This window comes from Cryobacterium levicorallinum, assembly GCF_004402405.1.
Lineage (GTDB): Bacteria > Actinomycetota > Actinomycetes > Actinomycetales > Microbacteriaceae > Cryobacterium > Cryobacterium levicorallinum.
The window spans coordinates 63,683-77,571 of the sequence record NZ_SOFE01000012.1 but is presented as its reverse complement, the minus strand read 5'-3'; the positions used below and the strand labels follow the sequence as shown (position 1 = coordinate 77,571).

Here is a 13,889-nt window from a genome sequence, read left to right as displayed (position 1 = left end):
CGGGCGCGTTGGCGAGACTGGGTCGCGTCGCGTCGTGCCGGTGGCGGTCTCGACGAGCTCGCCCGGCAGCCAGCGAGTGTCTAGTGCTGCGCTGGTGATCGGCCGTCCCAGCTTCAACTCGCAACGGGGCGGCGTACCAGTCGATAGACGAAATAGGCCAGAGCGACGAGACTGAGTATTGCAATTGCCCACGTTCCGGGGACTCCCACCAGTGGGCCGCTGCTACAGGTGCTCACCGCCCCCGACTCGGGCGAGTAGTCCGTGCACTCGCCCGTGCGGGTGCCTAGAAGCACGACATTGACGGCAATGATCAGCAGGCTTGCCAGTACCCATCGAAGCTTCGGCTCAGCTGTGCGCGTCGGTGTTGACATAGCAAAACACTATGCCCTGCACGGCGCGCACGCTCGCGGCTTCATGATCGTGATCGAATCGTGCGGGACGATTAGTATCGCTTGAGCTGCCCCAGTTCTGCCCTGACCGCGTCGAGGAGCCGCAGTACTCCACCATCGACGGCGGCCACTCTGGCCTCGGACACCCAAGACGGCACCGGCGCGCCTTCGCACGCGATCAGGGTCGATGCGCCGGCTGTGGCGAGGAGCGCGCCGTGCCCGTCCGCGGCCCAGCGGCCCTGCCCACCATTACAGCCGTCGGAGCCCGTCCACGTACCGTCCGCCGCAAACAGTACGTGCGGATCGGTTGCGCCGCTGGGAGAAATCGGGACCCACCGTCCGACGAGGCCGTCAGGCGTTGCCGGGGTGAATTCGGGCGGCAGGGAGGCCGGTAATCGCAACGTCTCGCGCATCGCCTCCGTGATGACGGGCGGCTCGGTGTAGAACTCGGCCGCTGTCGGAATCGCATCGGGCTTGCCATCGATGGTGAGGGTGGCGACCACTGCGCCGCTCGCATCGGTGAGCTCCCAGCCCGCGCCGGCAGCCCGATACCCGGTGACAGATTCGAGCCAGGCGACTCGTGGCAAGGTGGTCCCGGTGACGCACTCACCGCTGGCGCTGTACGTGGAGGCAAGCAGCAGGTTTTCGCTCGCCCGCCACGAGCCTTGGATCATGCCGCAGTCTCGCCAGAGCTGGAACTCCGGGACGTCCATCCGCAACCAGGTAGCGGCTGCCTCGCCCGCTGCGCCCGAAACGCGCCAGATGTTGACCAATCCAATCGCGGCAGATTCCGCGCCGGTAGGAGGGCTGGTCGGGGGCGGTGAGTCCGAAGTCGGCTCAACCTGTCCTCGTGGAGCCTGCGCACAGGCCGTCAACGCAAGTACGAGCACGGCAGCCAGGCTCGCTGCCTCACGCCCGCGCCGTCGGGCCGTTCCGAAACCCATCGGCCACGACCGCGCTCGTCGCGACCTGGTCGCCCCCTGCGAAGCGGTTCCCTTCGGAGTTCCTGACGTAATCCCCATGCCTTTGATCATGGCCGAGTGCCCGCCGGATTGTCCAGCGCCGCGGCTGCTCGCCTGCGCGGGCACGACCCAACTCAGCGATCCGCGGCAGACTCGCCCTCAGCAGTCAGGCTTGATCGACGTATGAGTCGTCGTCGCGCGTCGTCGTGTGCCGCGTGGAGCAGGTCGATGACCGTGTTCTCTGTACGGGGACCAGGGTTGACGACCGCGATCCAGCCCAAGGCACCGTAGACGGGATGCGGCATGATCACGTCCGCAACGCTGAAATCCCGGGCGGAGAAGTCACCGGTGGTCTCACCGGTGAGGGCGGTAAATTTGGCCGGGCCGACCTGGATACTCACCCGCCACCGACCGATTGGATTCAGGCGGGAGTGCTCGTCGCCGGGATAGTCCTTGGTCACAATCGTGGCGTACGGCTGCACGCTTTTGGGGATGTTGGCATCGGGCGCGTAGTAGAAGAAGTGATCGCCCCAAGCGATCTCGGGAGCATCGCTGCCTTCAACCGGTGCGAGGTCAAAAACGTTGTCGAAGGCGCGAATCGTGTGCAGAAGCTGCTCGAGTGTCATGATTTCCACAATGCCTAGACCGCGGTCAGCGCGTCGAGACCGGCGAACGGTACGAGACCTTCGGCCTTCGCCGCGAACGCCGGGTCAACGGTGACCAGAGCGTCGGCCTGCAACCGGGCGACCGCAATATATTCTGCATCGTGCATGTTCTCCCACCCGTGGTCGCGCGAGATCCGCCATTCGGCGCGGCGCGATACCCGGTCGCCGAGCAGCCGCCTCTTCAGTTCGGTGAGGCGCAAGTGCTGCTCGAGCGCCTGCTCCTCGGTCAGGTCCCCGGCACGTACGGCCGCAAACAGCAGGGCCAGTGCCTGCGCACGGATGACGCTGGGCGCGACGAGATGATGGCTCGCGTCGACACGCAGGCCGGTCGCCACGATGTGCAGCAGGGTCGGCACGTCGATCACAAAGCGAGTCATGCCGCACAGAATAGACGCTGCCATCGCACGCGTCACGGAATAGAACCGCGACTGTTCTTGCTGACATTCAGGTGGCGCACGCGCAGCCACGAAAGGATTGGTGTCGTGAACCTCACAGCGACCGCGTTCAACCTGCCCGGCAGCCTCGCCCACAAGCGCGAGTCCACGCTGATCAGCGTCGACGAGCAGCACTTTGTCGCCATTCGGCAGACCCTCGAGCAGCAGATCATCGAGGTGTCCAATCGGCTTGACGCCCAGCGTCTGACCCGCGGGGGCACGGGGCAGGCCGCCCTCGACCGCGACCTGGAGATCCACCGGCTGACGGCCCGCCTGCGGGTGCTGCGACGCTTCGGCGTCGACATTTGCCTCGGCCGCATGGTCAGTACCGACGACCAGGAGCCCGTTTATGTGGGCCGCTTCGGCCTCACCGACACTGCCGGTCGGCACCTGCTGCTCGACTGGCGTTCCCCGGCCGCTGAACCATTCTTCGGTGCGACCCATGCGACCCCGATGGGACTGGCCAGCCGCCGCCGCTACCGGTGGACCCGCGGTCAGATCACCGATTACTGGGACGAAGTCTTCACCCCCGACGGGCTCGAATCCAACGCCGCGCTCGACGATCAATCCGCCTTCATCGCGAGCCTCGGCAGCAGTCGGTCGCCCCGCATGCGCGATGTGCTCAGCACCATCCAGTCCGATCAGGATGCCATCATCCGAGCCGGATCCCGTGGCGCCCTTGTCGTGGACGGCGGGCCCGGCACCGGCAAGACCGTCGTCGCCCTGCACCGTGCCGCGTACCTGCTCTACTCCGATCCGCGCCTCGGCGACGGTCGGGGCGGGGTACTCGTGGTCGGTCCGCACCAGCCGTACCTGGCCTATGTCGCCGATGTGCTCCCCGCGCTCGGCGAAGACAGCGTGCAGACCTGCACCCTGCGCGACCTCGTCGCCGAGGGCACTGCGGCCGTGGTCGAGGCCGATTTGGGAGCAGCCGGGCTGAAGGCATCCGCTTTGCTGGTGAAGTCGATTGAAGCGGCGGTGCGCTGGTATGAACGGCCACCCACCGCGGCGCTTTTGGTGGAGACGCCGTGGTCCGATGTGTGGCTGAGCCCCGCCGAGTGGGCCGACGCGTTCGACGCGGCTGACGCCGGCACGCCGCACAATGAAGCGCGCGATGAGGTCTGGGAAGAGTTGCTCAGCATCCTGATCGACAAGCACGACGACGTGCCGCCGCACCTGCTGCGCAAATCCCTCGCGCAGAATGACGAGCTGACCGGCATTTTCACTCGGGCGTGGCCACTGCTCGACCCGGCCGGCGTGGTCGCCGACCTGTGGTCGGTGCCGGCCTACCTGAAACTCTGCGCTCCCTGGCTCACCTCGGCTGAAGTGCAGACACTGCAGCGAACGGATGCTCGCGCCTGGTCCCGCGCCGACCTCCCGTTTCTCGACGCGGCCCGACAGCGCATCGGCGACCCGGAGGAGTCCCGGCGCCAGCGTCGCCGTGAAGCCACCCTGGCCGTCGAACAGGAACGGATGGCGCGGGTCGTCGACGATCTCATCGAGAGTGACGACAGCGAGCTGAAGCTAATGTCGATGCTGCGTGGACAGGATGCGCAGAACAGCCTGGTCGATGATGCCGCACTGCCGAGCGCTGATGCTGACCTGCTGGCCGGCCCGTTTGCGCACATCATTATTGACGAGGCGCAGGAACTCACCGACGCCGAGTGGCAAATGCTGCTGGCGCGCTGCCCGTCGCGAAGCTTCACCATTGTCGGCGACCGGGCGCAGGCTCGGCACGGGTTCCCCGAGTCGTGGCAGGAACGGCTGGCTCGCATCGGGCTCGATACCGTCACACTGGCGTCGCTCAGCATCAACTACCGCACGCCGCAGGAGGTGATGGCGGAGGCCGAGCCGGTCATCCGTTCGGTGCTGCCCGATGCCAACGTGCCCACGTCGATCCGCAGCAGCGGGATTGCGGTCGAGCATGCATCCGTTTCAGCGTTGGAATCGATTCTGGGGCGCTGGCTGGCCGAGCACGTCGATGGCACCGCCTGTATCATCGGCGAACTGACGACCGTCCCGCCGAACTCACGCGTGAAGGTGCTGTCGCCGGAGCTGGCGAAGGGGCTCGAATTCGACCTGGTCGTGCTCATCGACCCGGAATCGTTCGGCACCGGCACCGGCACCGGCACCGGCACCGGCACCGGCACCGGCATCGAGGGAGCGGTCGACCGCTACGTCGCTATGACTCGGGCCACGCAGCAACTGGTGATCCTGACGACCCCCCAGTGACTGAACTAGGCCTGCGAGAACAGAAAACTCGGTGCGACGATTTTGGTGATGGTGCTTGATCCCTGATCGGCTTGGCCAATGACGCCGTAGGCCATGTCGATCCCGGGATCGACGACGATGCCGGGGAATGAGGTGGGCAGGTTGAGCGCCACCGAGCGCACGCCGAAGAGGTCGTCAACGTGCACCCGGTTCGCATCCTGCCCGGCAGAGACAGCGTCAAAGTCATCTCCGACGCTTGTGCCGTCGACCGAGGCGATGGCCATGCCACCGGCTGTTGTGGCCGCCGTGGCCTGCACGCTAAATGCGGGCAGGTAGGGGATGGCCGCGTCGGTGGACGGTCGCTCGCTCCGGTAACGGTTCACCACGACGTCGAAACCGCCCCACGACGTCCCATCCATCTCGGGGTAGTGATTGGAGCCATCCTGATGATGAGTGGCTTCTGGCTCGCCGAGAAGGTCGATGACGGCCGCTACGGCTTCGTCACCGTTCTCGGAATAGCGGAGTGAGAGCAGCACGGTTCCGCCCTCATCAACGACGTCGGTGGTCTCAGCACCGATGAGAATGCGGGAGGGCTCTGCTGCCGCTGTTTCGGACGCTACCGGTTCGACGGTCGGTGGTGCTGGGGGTGATGCGGCGGTGCAGGCCGACAAGGCACCGGCCAGAGCGAGCATGGCGATTAAAGCAAATGATTTACGGATGAGAGCCCCCAGAACTGTCGAGGTGAACAACCCCGCTTCACCCACGACCCACGCTATCGTGCCAGGGACCTGCGTACACTGTTGGAGTGAACGTGCCAGAGGGATTCCACCCCGCCGACCGGGCATTTTTTGCCCGCGAGGTGCTCGAACTCGCACCCGAAGTTCTCGGCTGCATCCTGCAACGCACGGATGACGACGGCACTGTAGCCATTCAAATAACCGAGGTCGAGGCGTACGCCGGTGAACGCGACCCCGGCGCGCACTCCTATCGGGGTATGACGAATCGGAACAAGACCATGTTCGGTCCAGCCGGGCACCTGTACTGCTACTTCACCTACGGAATGCACCACGCGCTGAACCTCGTCGCCGGAGAACCAGGCCAGCCCTACGGTTGCCTCATCAGGGCCGGGGACGTGCTGCAAGGAGCCGACATCGCCCGCAGCCGCCGAGAAAGCAAGCCACGAAAAGTTCCGCTTCTCGATCGGAGCTTGGCGCGAGGGCCTGGCTGTGTTGCCCAAGCCTTCGGGGCGACCCTGGCCAACGATGGTGACGATCTGTTCGGCGGAGAATGGACATTCTTTGTGCCTGACGACCCGGTGATGCTGCCGCATCTGACCGGACCACGCGTGGGCGTCAGCGGGCCCGGCGGCAGCGCGACGAACTTCCCCTGGCGATTTTGGGTAGCGGATGCCTCGTCGGTCTCGGCCTACAAACCGGGCCGCCAGTAATCTGGCCTGAGAGTTAATCTTCGAGCGGATACCAGACGCGGTCACCTTCGACCTTTGCGAAACTGGTCAGCGTGTGCGGCGTGGTGGAGGTGCGACTCATCACGTTGGCCACCTGCAGTCCGCGCGCGAGCAACGCGTCTCCGATCAGCGATCGGTGACAACGCCAGGGCACGGCCTCTGCACACATGATGGCCACCGTCTGCGTGCTCGCCAGCGCAATCAATTCGTCGACGCCGCCGACGAATTCGGGGGTTTGCATGTAGTCGGCGTAGGCACGAAAGCTCTTGTTGCGCCACGCGCCGTTGATCGTTGCCGCTGCGACCGGGGTATGCCGTAACCCGCCGAGCGCGGTGAGTCGCTGGTAGTCGATACCGGCCGCCGGCATGCTGGTGACGAGTTCGTTCTCCCCGAATTGCGGATTGTGACGAGACCCCGGCACGCTGCGCACGTCAATGAGCCGCTCGATACCATTGGCCTTCAACATTCCAACGAACTCATCCAGCGGATGCGTCGAATGCCCGATCGTGTACACGCAGGTTCCGGCCATGGTCCCATTTAACCGCAGGTGCTCGCTGACCCGGTGTTGCCGGTCAGGTGAGCGAAAAAATCAGAGCGACAGCGGCAGCGACGGACACGGCGGCACGCGCATAGTTGGCCCGGGACCAGCTCCGGTCGAAGGACTGCCAGGCAGCCGTCAGGCCGGGTGAATTGGCGTCGACGCTCACGAGGGCGTTGTTCAACGGAACGTTGCGCACCACGGTGATCACGACGGCGGCCAGGGCCAGAACCGCTCCAAGGATTCGCGTGGGTCCGGCAGGCACGTTTGACGTGAGTTGCACCACGATCACAGCAACGGATGCTGCGGCGCCGCCAAAAAAGACCGTCATGAACGGTGCTCGAACCGCGCTCACGTTAATGCGTTGCATGGCGGACACGGCGGACACGGCGGGCGCAGCGGGAAGCGTGCGGAAGGCGGGCAGAACCAAAAAGGAGAAAGCCAGGTAGACGCCTCCGGTCAGGCCGGCCCCGAGTGCTGCCGCAATAGTCAGGGCGACTTCGACCGCGCTCATCGGACCTGGCTTTGGCGGCTCGGTCGTGGCGGGCGGTGCGCGCCGGTGTCTCTGGCGCGTGCTGCGGCATCCGTTGTGGTCATCACCCCAGTAAATCGCACGCCGCCCCGCGACGGCAATCCAAGTGCAGGCAGGCGCACGCCCCATCCGATTGCGTTGGGGGATTAGGGCTCAGCCGCGGCGCGCATCCGTCTGTGAGCGTACGGGAAGGATGCGGGCAGCGAGCGCGACGACCAGCGGCACGCCGAGCCCGATGATCGCGAGTGCAAGAACGGGGATGACGGGCGGCGAGAACCTCGCCACAGAGAAGGCGAGGACCAGAAGCACTCCGCAGAAGGTGCCGATCAGGCAACTTGTGCCGACGACGAACAGGGCGTACCAGCCGTTGATCCGTCGGCGCAGTCCGTCGGCCGCGCCGAGTACGGCAAGGGTCCGGTCAATTTGGCGGCCTTCGCTGCGGGAGAGCCCGATCGCTGCGATCGCGATCGCGAGCACCAGACCGGTTGCGAGCATGACAGCGCCCCAGAACCAGGCTCGGTCACCGGTGCTCGGCCCCGTTTCGAGTTCGAGAAATAGATACTCCGAGAAGACGCGCAGATCGGTGGCATAGACCGTGGTGTAGCTCAGGCCAGGCGGCGCTTGTGCCAGAACGCGAGCGGGCAATGGAACGAGCCCCGCCACATCGGCCGCGGACGGGCTCAGGAAAAGTCCGTACCCGACTTGATGGTCCATCGGCACGGTGATGCCGTCCAGGCGCACGGAACTCAGCGGCGTACCGGAAGGCAAAAACTCGCCCGGTTCATCTTCCGCGACGAACTGCTTCGCGCCCCACCAGTGAATTGTGACGCTGCCGTCGGTGGCCATGTAGCGGGGATCGAGCACGATGACCGTGCCAGCGGCGAGGGCAGCGCGGGTGGCAGCATCCGTCGTCTGGCCCAAAATAAGCTCAAGGTCGGCAGCATCGCCGACCCAGATCGTGGGTCGGGTCGGTGAAAGTTCGAATTGTTCGTAGGGCCCCGGCGCACAGAGCGATTCGTTGACACCGGTTTGCTCGAACGATTGGGCGCAGATGCCGTCGGTGGCAATCTGGGGCTGGGGGAGTCCATCCGGCGGAAAGATCATTGCTTGACGACCGCTATAGCCTTCATCGTCGTCAACGGGCGTTCCCCAGAAGGGGCCGAGAACGCCATCGATGACTCGTACGTCGGTCGCATCGACACCATCGGAAACGGCCGAGGCGACGGCTTCTGGGTTGTCGACGACTCCACGCTCGCTCGGATTCCCGCGCTCCTGCACGATCAGGTCGACAGCGACCTGATCTCGTTGCAGTTGCCAGTCGTGGTCGGTGACCGACCACGCATCGTTCGCGGAAAAGAATGTGAGATAGGAACTGACCAGGAAGGTCACGAGCATGATGGATGCCGCGGCAGCGCCCGAACGCGCCCCGCTTCGCTCCGCGTCCCGAGCCGCAGTGCGCGCTGCGAGTCCGGCCGCGCCGGGAAGGAGTGCTGGCACCCGACCGACCCACCGAATCACGGCGGGAAACGCGAGAAGTGCGCCGACCAGAATCGTGATCGCGGCTGGCGCAGCCAGCATTCCGCTCAGGTACGGCAGCAGATTAGCGAACAGCCCTGCGGGCAGAGCGCGCCCGGCAATCCCGAGCGCAGAACCGAGCAGCAGAGCGCCCAGACCGGTCAGCATCACAATGCGGCCGGCTCGGGCTACGTGCGGCGTTGATCGCGCCGGCCGCGGGGCATCTCGCAAGACCGTGGAAACGTTGATTCCGGATGCCCGCACCGCCGCTGTCAGCGACGTCGACCAGCCCACCCCGATGGTCGCGATGGCGACCAGAACGATGGCAACAACGTCGATTCGGGTGATGACGGTGCCTCCGGCCAGGAGTATCGCGCTGCCCGCGGCGATCCCGATCACGACCGAGGTGCCGGCCGTCACGGCTCCGAAAATAAGCCCCCGTGCCGTCATCACACGCGCGAGCATGCTTCGCGGCGCACCGGTAGCAGCGAGGAGGGCAAGCATCCGTTCGCTGCGACGCACGGAGACGATCATCGCGGCCGCGACCATTGCGCCCACGAGCAGCAGGGCCAGCACGGCGAAGTACGCCGCCACCGCGATCATGCCGGCGGCAGACCCAGACTCGGAGCTCGTGCCGTCGTCGAATACTGGGCTGACGTTCGGTGCAACGACCGCCACGGCCACCACCGCACTGACCGGTATCGCCATGGCAATCACACTGAGCGCAGCCGACAGGCGATTGTGACGGATGTCCCGCACGGCGATCCGACCGGCGAACCGCCAGCGTCCCAGCCATTTCATCGCTGAGCCTGTTCCGTGGCATACAGGCGGCCGTCTTCGAGGGTGAAGACGCGATCTGCCCAGGCTGCCAACCGATGGTCATGGGTAGCCACAATGGCGGCCGCCCCGGCGTCGACTCGGTCGCGAATGAGGCGCACGATGGCCTCGCCCGTGATCGTATCGAGGGCGCCGGTCGGCTCGTCGGCCAGAATCAGTCGGGGGCTTCCCGCCGTTGCCCGAGCGATCGCGACTCGTTGTTGTTGTCCCCCCGACAGATTTTCCGGGTAAAAATCGGCAACGCCCTGCAAGCCGAGTTCGTCAAGTGCCTGACGCGCCGCCTCGAGCGCTCGCCCGCGCGGCCAGCCATCGAGCTCCATCGGAACGGCAACGTTTTCCAGCACCGTGAGAATCGGGATGAGGTTGTACTTTTGAAAGACGAACCCGACTGATCGCCGCCGCACCATGGCCAGGGCGTTGGAATCGAGCGAACCGAGCGATACTCCGTCGATGAGCACATCGCCCTGGCTGGGTCGTTCGATGCCGCCGGCAATATCGAGCAGGGTTGACTTACCCGAACCTGACGGCCCCATCACGGCGACGAATTCACCGGCCCGCACGGTGAGGTTGACGTTTTCGAGGGCCCGCACGCGCAGGGCGCCGGAGCCAAAGTCGCGGGAGACGGCGATCAGTTGCAGAGCCTGCGTCATCGTGGTTCCTTCGAGGGTATGGGGGAGGTCGAGCGGGGACGTCCACGTCGGGGCCGTTCGGTGTTGAAGGGAACGGTGAGGGGAATGCCCCGAGCCAGTGCGTCGCGAACGCGTGCGGATACCTGGTCGAGCCAGCGCAGTTGCGTCTCCGCCGCGATGAGTGCGGCGTCGCTGACGATGCGGGTGGCCAGATCCTGCGCGGTCAGAACGGGACCGCCACCCGTCTGGCGGGTGAGTTCCTGCAGCCGACTGATGGCTGCGTGGCGCTGCGCACGCAGAAGCGCGGCCACATCGACACCGGGCAGGGTCACGGCAATGGCGAGCTTGATCGCGAGATCATCGCGCGCGGCCGAGGGTAGTGGATCGGCCTGCTGCAACCAGGTTCGCGACGCGTCCTGGCCGGCCGGCGTCGCCGCATAGTAGACGTGCCCATCGGCATCCGTGCTCGCACTTTTCTCGACCAGGCCTTCGCGTTCCAGGCGATCCAGCGTCTTGTAGACCTGGCCGATGTTGAGCGGCCACTGCGCGCTGGTTCTGCGATCGAACTCGGCCCGCAATTCGTAGCCGTAGCGGGGTCCCTGCGCCACCATGGCCAGGAGGCTCATCGCTACCGACATCGCGCTCCCTAAATCACTGGCGAGTATATGTATGGCGACTATACATTACTTCTAGGGAGTGTGGGAGAACTGTTTTCGGACCGGATCGGTCTGCTGCTATTTAGCGGCGAGCAGCCGTTCCACGCGTGGCTTGACCTCGGTGGCGAGCAGGGTGATGGACTCAAGCAGGTGTTCCTGGGGGAGCCCGCCGTGGTCGCCCTGCAAAAAGTGCCGCATGTGGCCGAGGTGCCGGTGCAGGTCGACGATGCGTTCAGCAACGTCGTCCGGGTCGCCGATGAAGTAGGCATTGGGGGCGTCGACCTGGGCCAGGTAGGAACCTCGTTGCGGCGCTGGCCAGCCGCGCAGCCGACCCATCTCCACGTTGAGGTTGACCCAGCCCGGATACATCCGCTCGACCGCTTCCTTCTTGGTCGGAGCTACCAGGCCGAAGGTGGCGACCGAGACTTTGATGTTGTCGCCGCTGTGGCCGGCTTGCGCCGCTGACTGCCGGTAGAGATTGGCGAGGGGCGCGAACCGGTGCGGCTGCCCGCCGATGATGGCGTAGGCGAGCGGGAGGCCGAGGCGCCCGGCCCGGGCCGACGACGGTGCACTGCCGCCGGTGGCGATCCAGATGGGCAAGGAGCCCTGCACCGGACGCGGCACGACGTCGAGCTGGGGGATCGAGGGACGCGCGGTTCCCGACCAGGTCACGTTCTCCGTGGAGCTGTTGTTGAGCGTGAGCAGCAGGTCGAGCTTCTGGGCGTAGAGCTCGTCATAGTCGTTCAATTCGTAGCCGAACAGCGGAAAGGTCTCGACCGAGGAGCCGCGGCCGGCCGTGATCTCGATGCGGCCGCCGCCGGAGATGGCGTCTGCCGTGGCGAACTGCTGGAACACCCGCACCGGGTCATCCGTTCCAATAATGCTGGCGGCGCTGCCGAGTTTGATCCGAGTCGTCGCCGCAGCGGCCGCGGCGATGATCGCGCCGGGTGATGAGGCGGGCATGGAGACGGTGTGGTGTTCACCGATGCCAAAATAGTCCAACCCCGCCTGGTCGGCGTGCACGATGGCGTCGAACAGGTTCTTGATCGCCTCCGCGGTGGAACGCGAGCTGCCGTCGGGGCCCCGTTGAGTGTCACCGAAGCTGTAGGCGCCGATTTCCAAGGTGTTCTCCATTGTGTGAGTGGCTTAGGCAGCGACCGCGAGCGGACGGGCCTTCTGAATGAGGGCGCGAAGCTGGTTCGCGGTGTGACTGCCGGTGAAGATCTCGGTGGCCGGCTCAAACGAGCGGCCGGCGGCGAGGGGGCCGGCATCGATCGCGTCGTAGCCGAGTCGGTCGATGAAACTTTCGACGACTGCCTTGGCTTCGAGGTCGTCACCGGCCAGGGCGAGCGCTCGTCGCATCGGCGCGCCCGCGGCCCTATCGTCTTCTTCGAGCTCGTGGTAACCGATGTGGTTGAGCGACTTCACCACCCGGGCATCGCGCAGAAACTCTTCGACGACCTCGCTCGTTGTGCGCGAGTCGCGCTCGAAATCATCGAACACGCCGTCGACCGGTGCCCAATAGTTCATCGCGTCGATAACGATTCGGCCGGCGAGCTCGCCGGGGTTGAGCGTGCGGTACTTGTGCAGTGGAATCGCCAGTACCACCAGATCGGATGCCGCGGCCTGGCTTGATTTCACCGCCACCGCCCCGGGGGCCACAATGTCCACCAGTAGCGCGTTGTCCGCCGCGGGCTGCGTGGTCGCGATGCACACCTGGTAACCGGCTTTCAGCGCCTGCCGAGCCAGAGCTGTTCCGACCCGCCCGGCGCCCAGAATGCCGATGGTGGTGGTGTGCTGACTGCTCCTGGCACTTTGACTGCTCATCGCGCTGCTCCCGTCGAAATATGATGCTTTACAGATCATATGACGCTAAGAATATCTATGCAACCGCATGGTTTGGGATAGGATGGCTGGCATGACTTCCGAATCGATTCTGCCGGCCACCGTGCCGGGAGATCTGGGGTGGAACCTCGCGATGGTTTTGCGCGGCTATCAGCGTCAGCTGGAGACCGCTGTCGTGGGGCTGCCCGGGGGAGTGCGCTGCTATCAGGTGCTGTCGACCGTCATTCACCGAGACCTGCCGTCTCAGCAAGCCATCGGGGCGCACCTCGCCATCGATCGCACGGTCTTGACCTACCTGCTCGACGGCATGGTGGACGCCAAGCTGGTGGAACGCATTCCCGACCCCACCGATCGTCGGGCCCGAAGGATTCGGGCCACAACAGAGGGCTTGAGCGTGCTCACTCGGTACGAGACGCGCGTTGCCGCTGTGGAAGCCAGCATCCTCTCCGGAATGGACGACGATGACGCCCACCGGCTGGCCGGGCTGCTCGGCGCGTTGGCCACGAGCGTGCACCGCGCCGATCCAACGGCGAGCCCCTGCGCGGCCGCCGAGTCGCTCGCACAGTAACAGGCCCAGCCCGGTTAGTTTGTCGGCTGGATCAACCATTTGGAGCGCACCTGCACGCTGGCGTCCTCGTAGCCGAGGTACTCGTAAAACCCTAAAACCAAGTCGTTGCCCGAACGCACCGAGCACCGTGGAGCTATCGCCGTCGGCTCGGTACACCTAGTCCTCGAAGCTGTTCACCATCGCGAAAGCTGCACGTTCCAGATAATCCCAGAGGATGCCCTGCTGCAGCGGTGGCAGGTTAGCCGCGCCCACGGCGACTTTCATGTGGCCCAGCCACCGGTCGCGGGCATCCGGATTGACCTTGAACGGTTGGTGCCTCTGGCGCAGACGCGGGTGACCGCGCTGCTCGCTGTAAGTGCCTGGACCGCCCCAGAACTGCTCGAGGAACATGACCAGCCGGTGTTCGGCCGGGCCGAGATCCTCTTCGGGATACATCGGCTTCAGCACCGGGTCGGTCGCAACGCCCACATAGAAATCGTGCACGAGCCTTTCGAAGAATGGCGTTCCACCGACCTCGTCGAAGAACGTCGACACCGCGGCAGGGCCGTTCTCGCCATCGCGCAGGTGCACGCCGGCGGGGGTGGCGGGCTGATCGGTCGGGTGTCGTTCAGAGGTCATTCGGTGCAGCTTTCTCTTCGGTACG

The 13,889-nt window shown here is 65.4% G+C and carries 15 protein-coding genes; 3 read left to right on the top strand and 12 right to left on the bottom strand.

Translation table 11 applies throughout. The features are described from left to right. Nucleotides 1-442 precede the first annotated feature (442 nt). From E3O11_RS17575 to E3O11_RS06950, 3 genes are all read right to left on the bottom strand, one after another. Nucleotides 443-1,063 (bottom strand): META domain-containing protein, encoded by a 621-nt coding sequence (locus E3O11_RS17575; protein ID WP_166787518.1) that lies wholly within the window; start codon nucleotides 1,061-1,063, stop codon nucleotides 443-445. Between the two features lie 422 nt (nucleotides 1,064-1,485). Further along, nucleotides 1,486-1,977 (bottom strand): DUF6194 family protein, encoded by a 492-nt coding sequence (locus E3O11_RS06955; protein ID WP_092450886.1) that lies wholly within the window; start codon nucleotides 1,975-1,977, stop codon nucleotides 1,486-1,488. Nucleotides 1,978-1,991: 14 nt separating this feature from the next. Further along, entirely contained in the window at nucleotides 1,992-2,393 is a 402-nt protein-coding gene (locus E3O11_RS06950; RefSeq protein ID WP_092450884.1) for a hypothetical protein, read from the bottom strand. A gap of 105 nt (nucleotides 2,394-2,498) precedes the next feature. Between E3O11_RS06950 and helR the strand changes: the two genes are divergently transcribed. Beyond that, the gene (gene helR / locus E3O11_RS06945; protein ID WP_170851572.1) at nucleotides 2,499-4,682 is read left to right on the top strand and encodes an RNA polymerase recycling motor ATPase HelR; all 2,184 of its coding nucleotides are present in this window, start codon (nucleotides 2,499-2,501) and stop codon (nucleotides 4,680-4,682) included. A 5-nt stretch (nucleotides 4,683-4,687) separates the two neighbouring features. On the opposite strand, the gene E3O11_RS06940 is transcribed toward helR, so the two are convergent. Beyond that, nucleotides 4,688-5,353, bottom strand: a complete 666-nt coding sequence (locus E3O11_RS06940) for a hypothetical protein (protein WP_092450882.1) — start codon at nucleotides 5,351-5,353, stop codon at nucleotides 4,688-4,690. 113 nt (nucleotides 5,354-5,466) lie between these two features. On the opposite strand from E3O11_RS06940, the gene E3O11_RS06935 reads away from it, so the two are divergent. After that, nucleotides 5,467-6,108 (top strand): DNA-3-methyladenine glycosylase, encoded by a 642-nt coding sequence (locus tag E3O11_RS06935; RefSeq protein ID WP_092450880.1) that lies wholly within the window; start codon nucleotides 5,467-5,469, stop codon nucleotides 6,106-6,108. Nucleotides 6,109-6,121: 13 nt separating this feature from the next. On the opposite strand, the gene E3O11_RS06930 is transcribed toward E3O11_RS06935, so the two are convergent. From E3O11_RS06930 to E3O11_RS06900, 7 genes are all read right to left on the bottom strand, one after another. Then, entirely contained in the window at nucleotides 6,122-6,655 is a 534-nt protein-coding gene (locus E3O11_RS06930) for a DUF488 domain-containing protein (protein ID WP_092450878.1), read from the bottom strand. A gap of 43 nt (nucleotides 6,656-6,698) precedes the next feature. Next, the gene (locus tag E3O11_RS06925; protein ID WP_092450876.1) at nucleotides 6,699-7,178 is read right to left on the bottom strand and encodes an anthrone oxygenase family protein; all 480 of its coding nucleotides are present in this window, start codon (nucleotides 7,176-7,178) and stop codon (nucleotides 6,699-6,701) included. Between the two features lie 171 nt (nucleotides 7,179-7,349). After that, nucleotides 7,350-9,512, bottom strand: coding sequence for an ABC transporter permease family protein (locus E3O11_RS06920; protein ID WP_092450874.1), 2,163 nt, complete (start codon nucleotides 9,510-9,512; stop codon nucleotides 7,350-7,352). Further along, nucleotides 9,509-10,198 carry an ABC transporter ATP-binding protein gene (locus E3O11_RS06915; protein WP_092450872.1) on the bottom strand — a complete coding sequence of 230 codons (690 nt, stop codon included), beginning with the start codon at nucleotides 10,196-10,198 and terminating at the stop codon, nucleotides 9,509-9,511. The genes E3O11_RS06920 and E3O11_RS06915 overlap by 4 nt, the downstream gene beginning before the upstream one ends. Beyond that, nucleotides 10,195-10,815 (bottom strand): PadR family transcriptional regulator, encoded by a 621-nt coding sequence (locus E3O11_RS06910; protein ID WP_092450870.1) that lies wholly within the window; start codon nucleotides 10,813-10,815, stop codon nucleotides 10,195-10,197. The genes E3O11_RS06915 and E3O11_RS06910 overlap by 4 nt, the downstream gene beginning before the upstream one ends. A gap of 96 nt (nucleotides 10,816-10,911) precedes the next feature. Continuing rightward, nucleotides 10,912-11,967: an LLM class flavin-dependent oxidoreductase gene (locus E3O11_RS06905; RefSeq protein WP_092450868.1), complete on the bottom strand. Its 1,056-nt coding sequence runs from the start codon at nucleotides 11,965-11,967 to the stop codon at nucleotides 10,912-10,914. Nucleotides 11,968-11,979: 12 nt separating this feature from the next. Further along, on the bottom strand, nucleotides 11,980-12,660 hold the full coding sequence (locus E3O11_RS06900) for an NADPH-dependent F420 reductase (protein WP_092450865.1): 681 nt from the start codon (nucleotides 12,658-12,660) through the stop codon (nucleotides 11,980-11,982). A 91-nt stretch (nucleotides 12,661-12,751) separates the two neighbouring features. Here E3O11_RS06900 and E3O11_RS06895 point away from each other — a divergent pair, with 91 nt between their 5' ends. Then, on the top strand, nucleotides 12,752-13,246 hold the full coding sequence (locus E3O11_RS06895) for a MarR family winged helix-turn-helix transcriptional regulator (RefSeq protein WP_166787517.1): 495 nt from the start codon (nucleotides 12,752-12,754) through the stop codon (nucleotides 13,244-13,246). Between the two features lie 156 nt (nucleotides 13,247-13,402). Here the strand turns inward: E3O11_RS06895 and E3O11_RS06890 are convergent, their stop codons facing one another. Continuing rightward, nucleotides 13,403-13,864 (bottom strand): globin, encoded by a 462-nt coding sequence (locus tag E3O11_RS06890; protein ID WP_092450861.1) that lies wholly within the window; start codon nucleotides 13,862-13,864, stop codon nucleotides 13,403-13,405. Between the last annotated feature and the right edge of the window lie 25 nt (nucleotides 13,865-13,889).

What these genes read in the sequence shown, in the direction of transcription:
- E3O11_RS06925 (WP_092450876.1), bottom strand. Translation starts at nt 7,178, where the DNA reads ATGAGCGCGGTCGAAGTCGCCCTGACTATTGCGGCAGCACTCGGGGCC.
- E3O11_RS06905 (WP_092450868.1), bottom strand. Translation starts at nt 11,967, where the DNA reads ATGGAGAACACCTTGGAAATCGGCGCCTACAGCTTCGGTGACACTCAA.
- E3O11_RS06910 (WP_092450870.1), bottom strand. Translation starts at nt 10,815, where the DNA reads ATGTCGGTAGCGATGAGCCTCCTGGCCATGGTGGCGCAGGGACCCCGC.
- E3O11_RS06955 (WP_092450886.1), bottom strand. Translation starts at nt 1,977, where the DNA reads ATGACACTCGAGCAGCTTCTGCACACGATTCGCGCCTTCGACAACGTT.
- E3O11_RS06950 (WP_092450884.1), bottom strand. Translation starts at nt 2,393, where the DNA reads ATGACTCGCTTTGTGATCGACGTGCCGACCCTGCTGCACATCGTGGCG.
- E3O11_RS06920 (WP_092450874.1), bottom strand. Translation starts at nt 9,512, where the DNA reads ATGAAATGGCTGGGACGCTGGCGGTTCGCCGGTCGGATCGCCGTGCGG.
- E3O11_RS06900 (WP_092450865.1), bottom strand. Translation starts at nt 12,660, where the DNA reads ATGAGCAGTCAAAGTGCCAGGAGCAGTCAGCACACCACCACCATCGGC.
- E3O11_RS06930 (WP_092450878.1), bottom strand. Translation starts at nt 6,655, where the DNA reads ATGGCCGGAACCTGCGTGTACACGATCGGGCATTCGACGCATCCGCTG.
- E3O11_RS17575 (WP_166787518.1), bottom strand. Translation starts at nt 1,063, where the DNA reads ATGATCCAAGGCTCGTGGCGGGCGAGCGAAAACCTGCTGCTTGCCTCC.
- E3O11_RS06890 (WP_092450861.1), bottom strand. Translation starts at nt 13,864, where the DNA reads ATGACCTCTGAACGACACCCGACCGATCAGCCCGCCACCCCCGCCGGC.
- E3O11_RS06940 (WP_092450882.1), bottom strand. Translation starts at nt 5,353, where the DNA reads ATGCTCGCTCTGGCCGGTGCCTTGTCGGCCTGCACCGCCGCATCACCC.
- E3O11_RS06915 (WP_092450872.1), bottom strand. Translation starts at nt 10,198, where the DNA reads ATGACGCAGGCTCTGCAACTGATCGCCGTCTCCCGCGACTTTGGCTCC.
- E3O11_RS06895 (WP_166787517.1), top strand. Translation starts at nt 12,752, where the DNA reads ATGACTTCCGAATCGATTCTGCCGGCCACCGTGCCGGGAGATCTGGGG.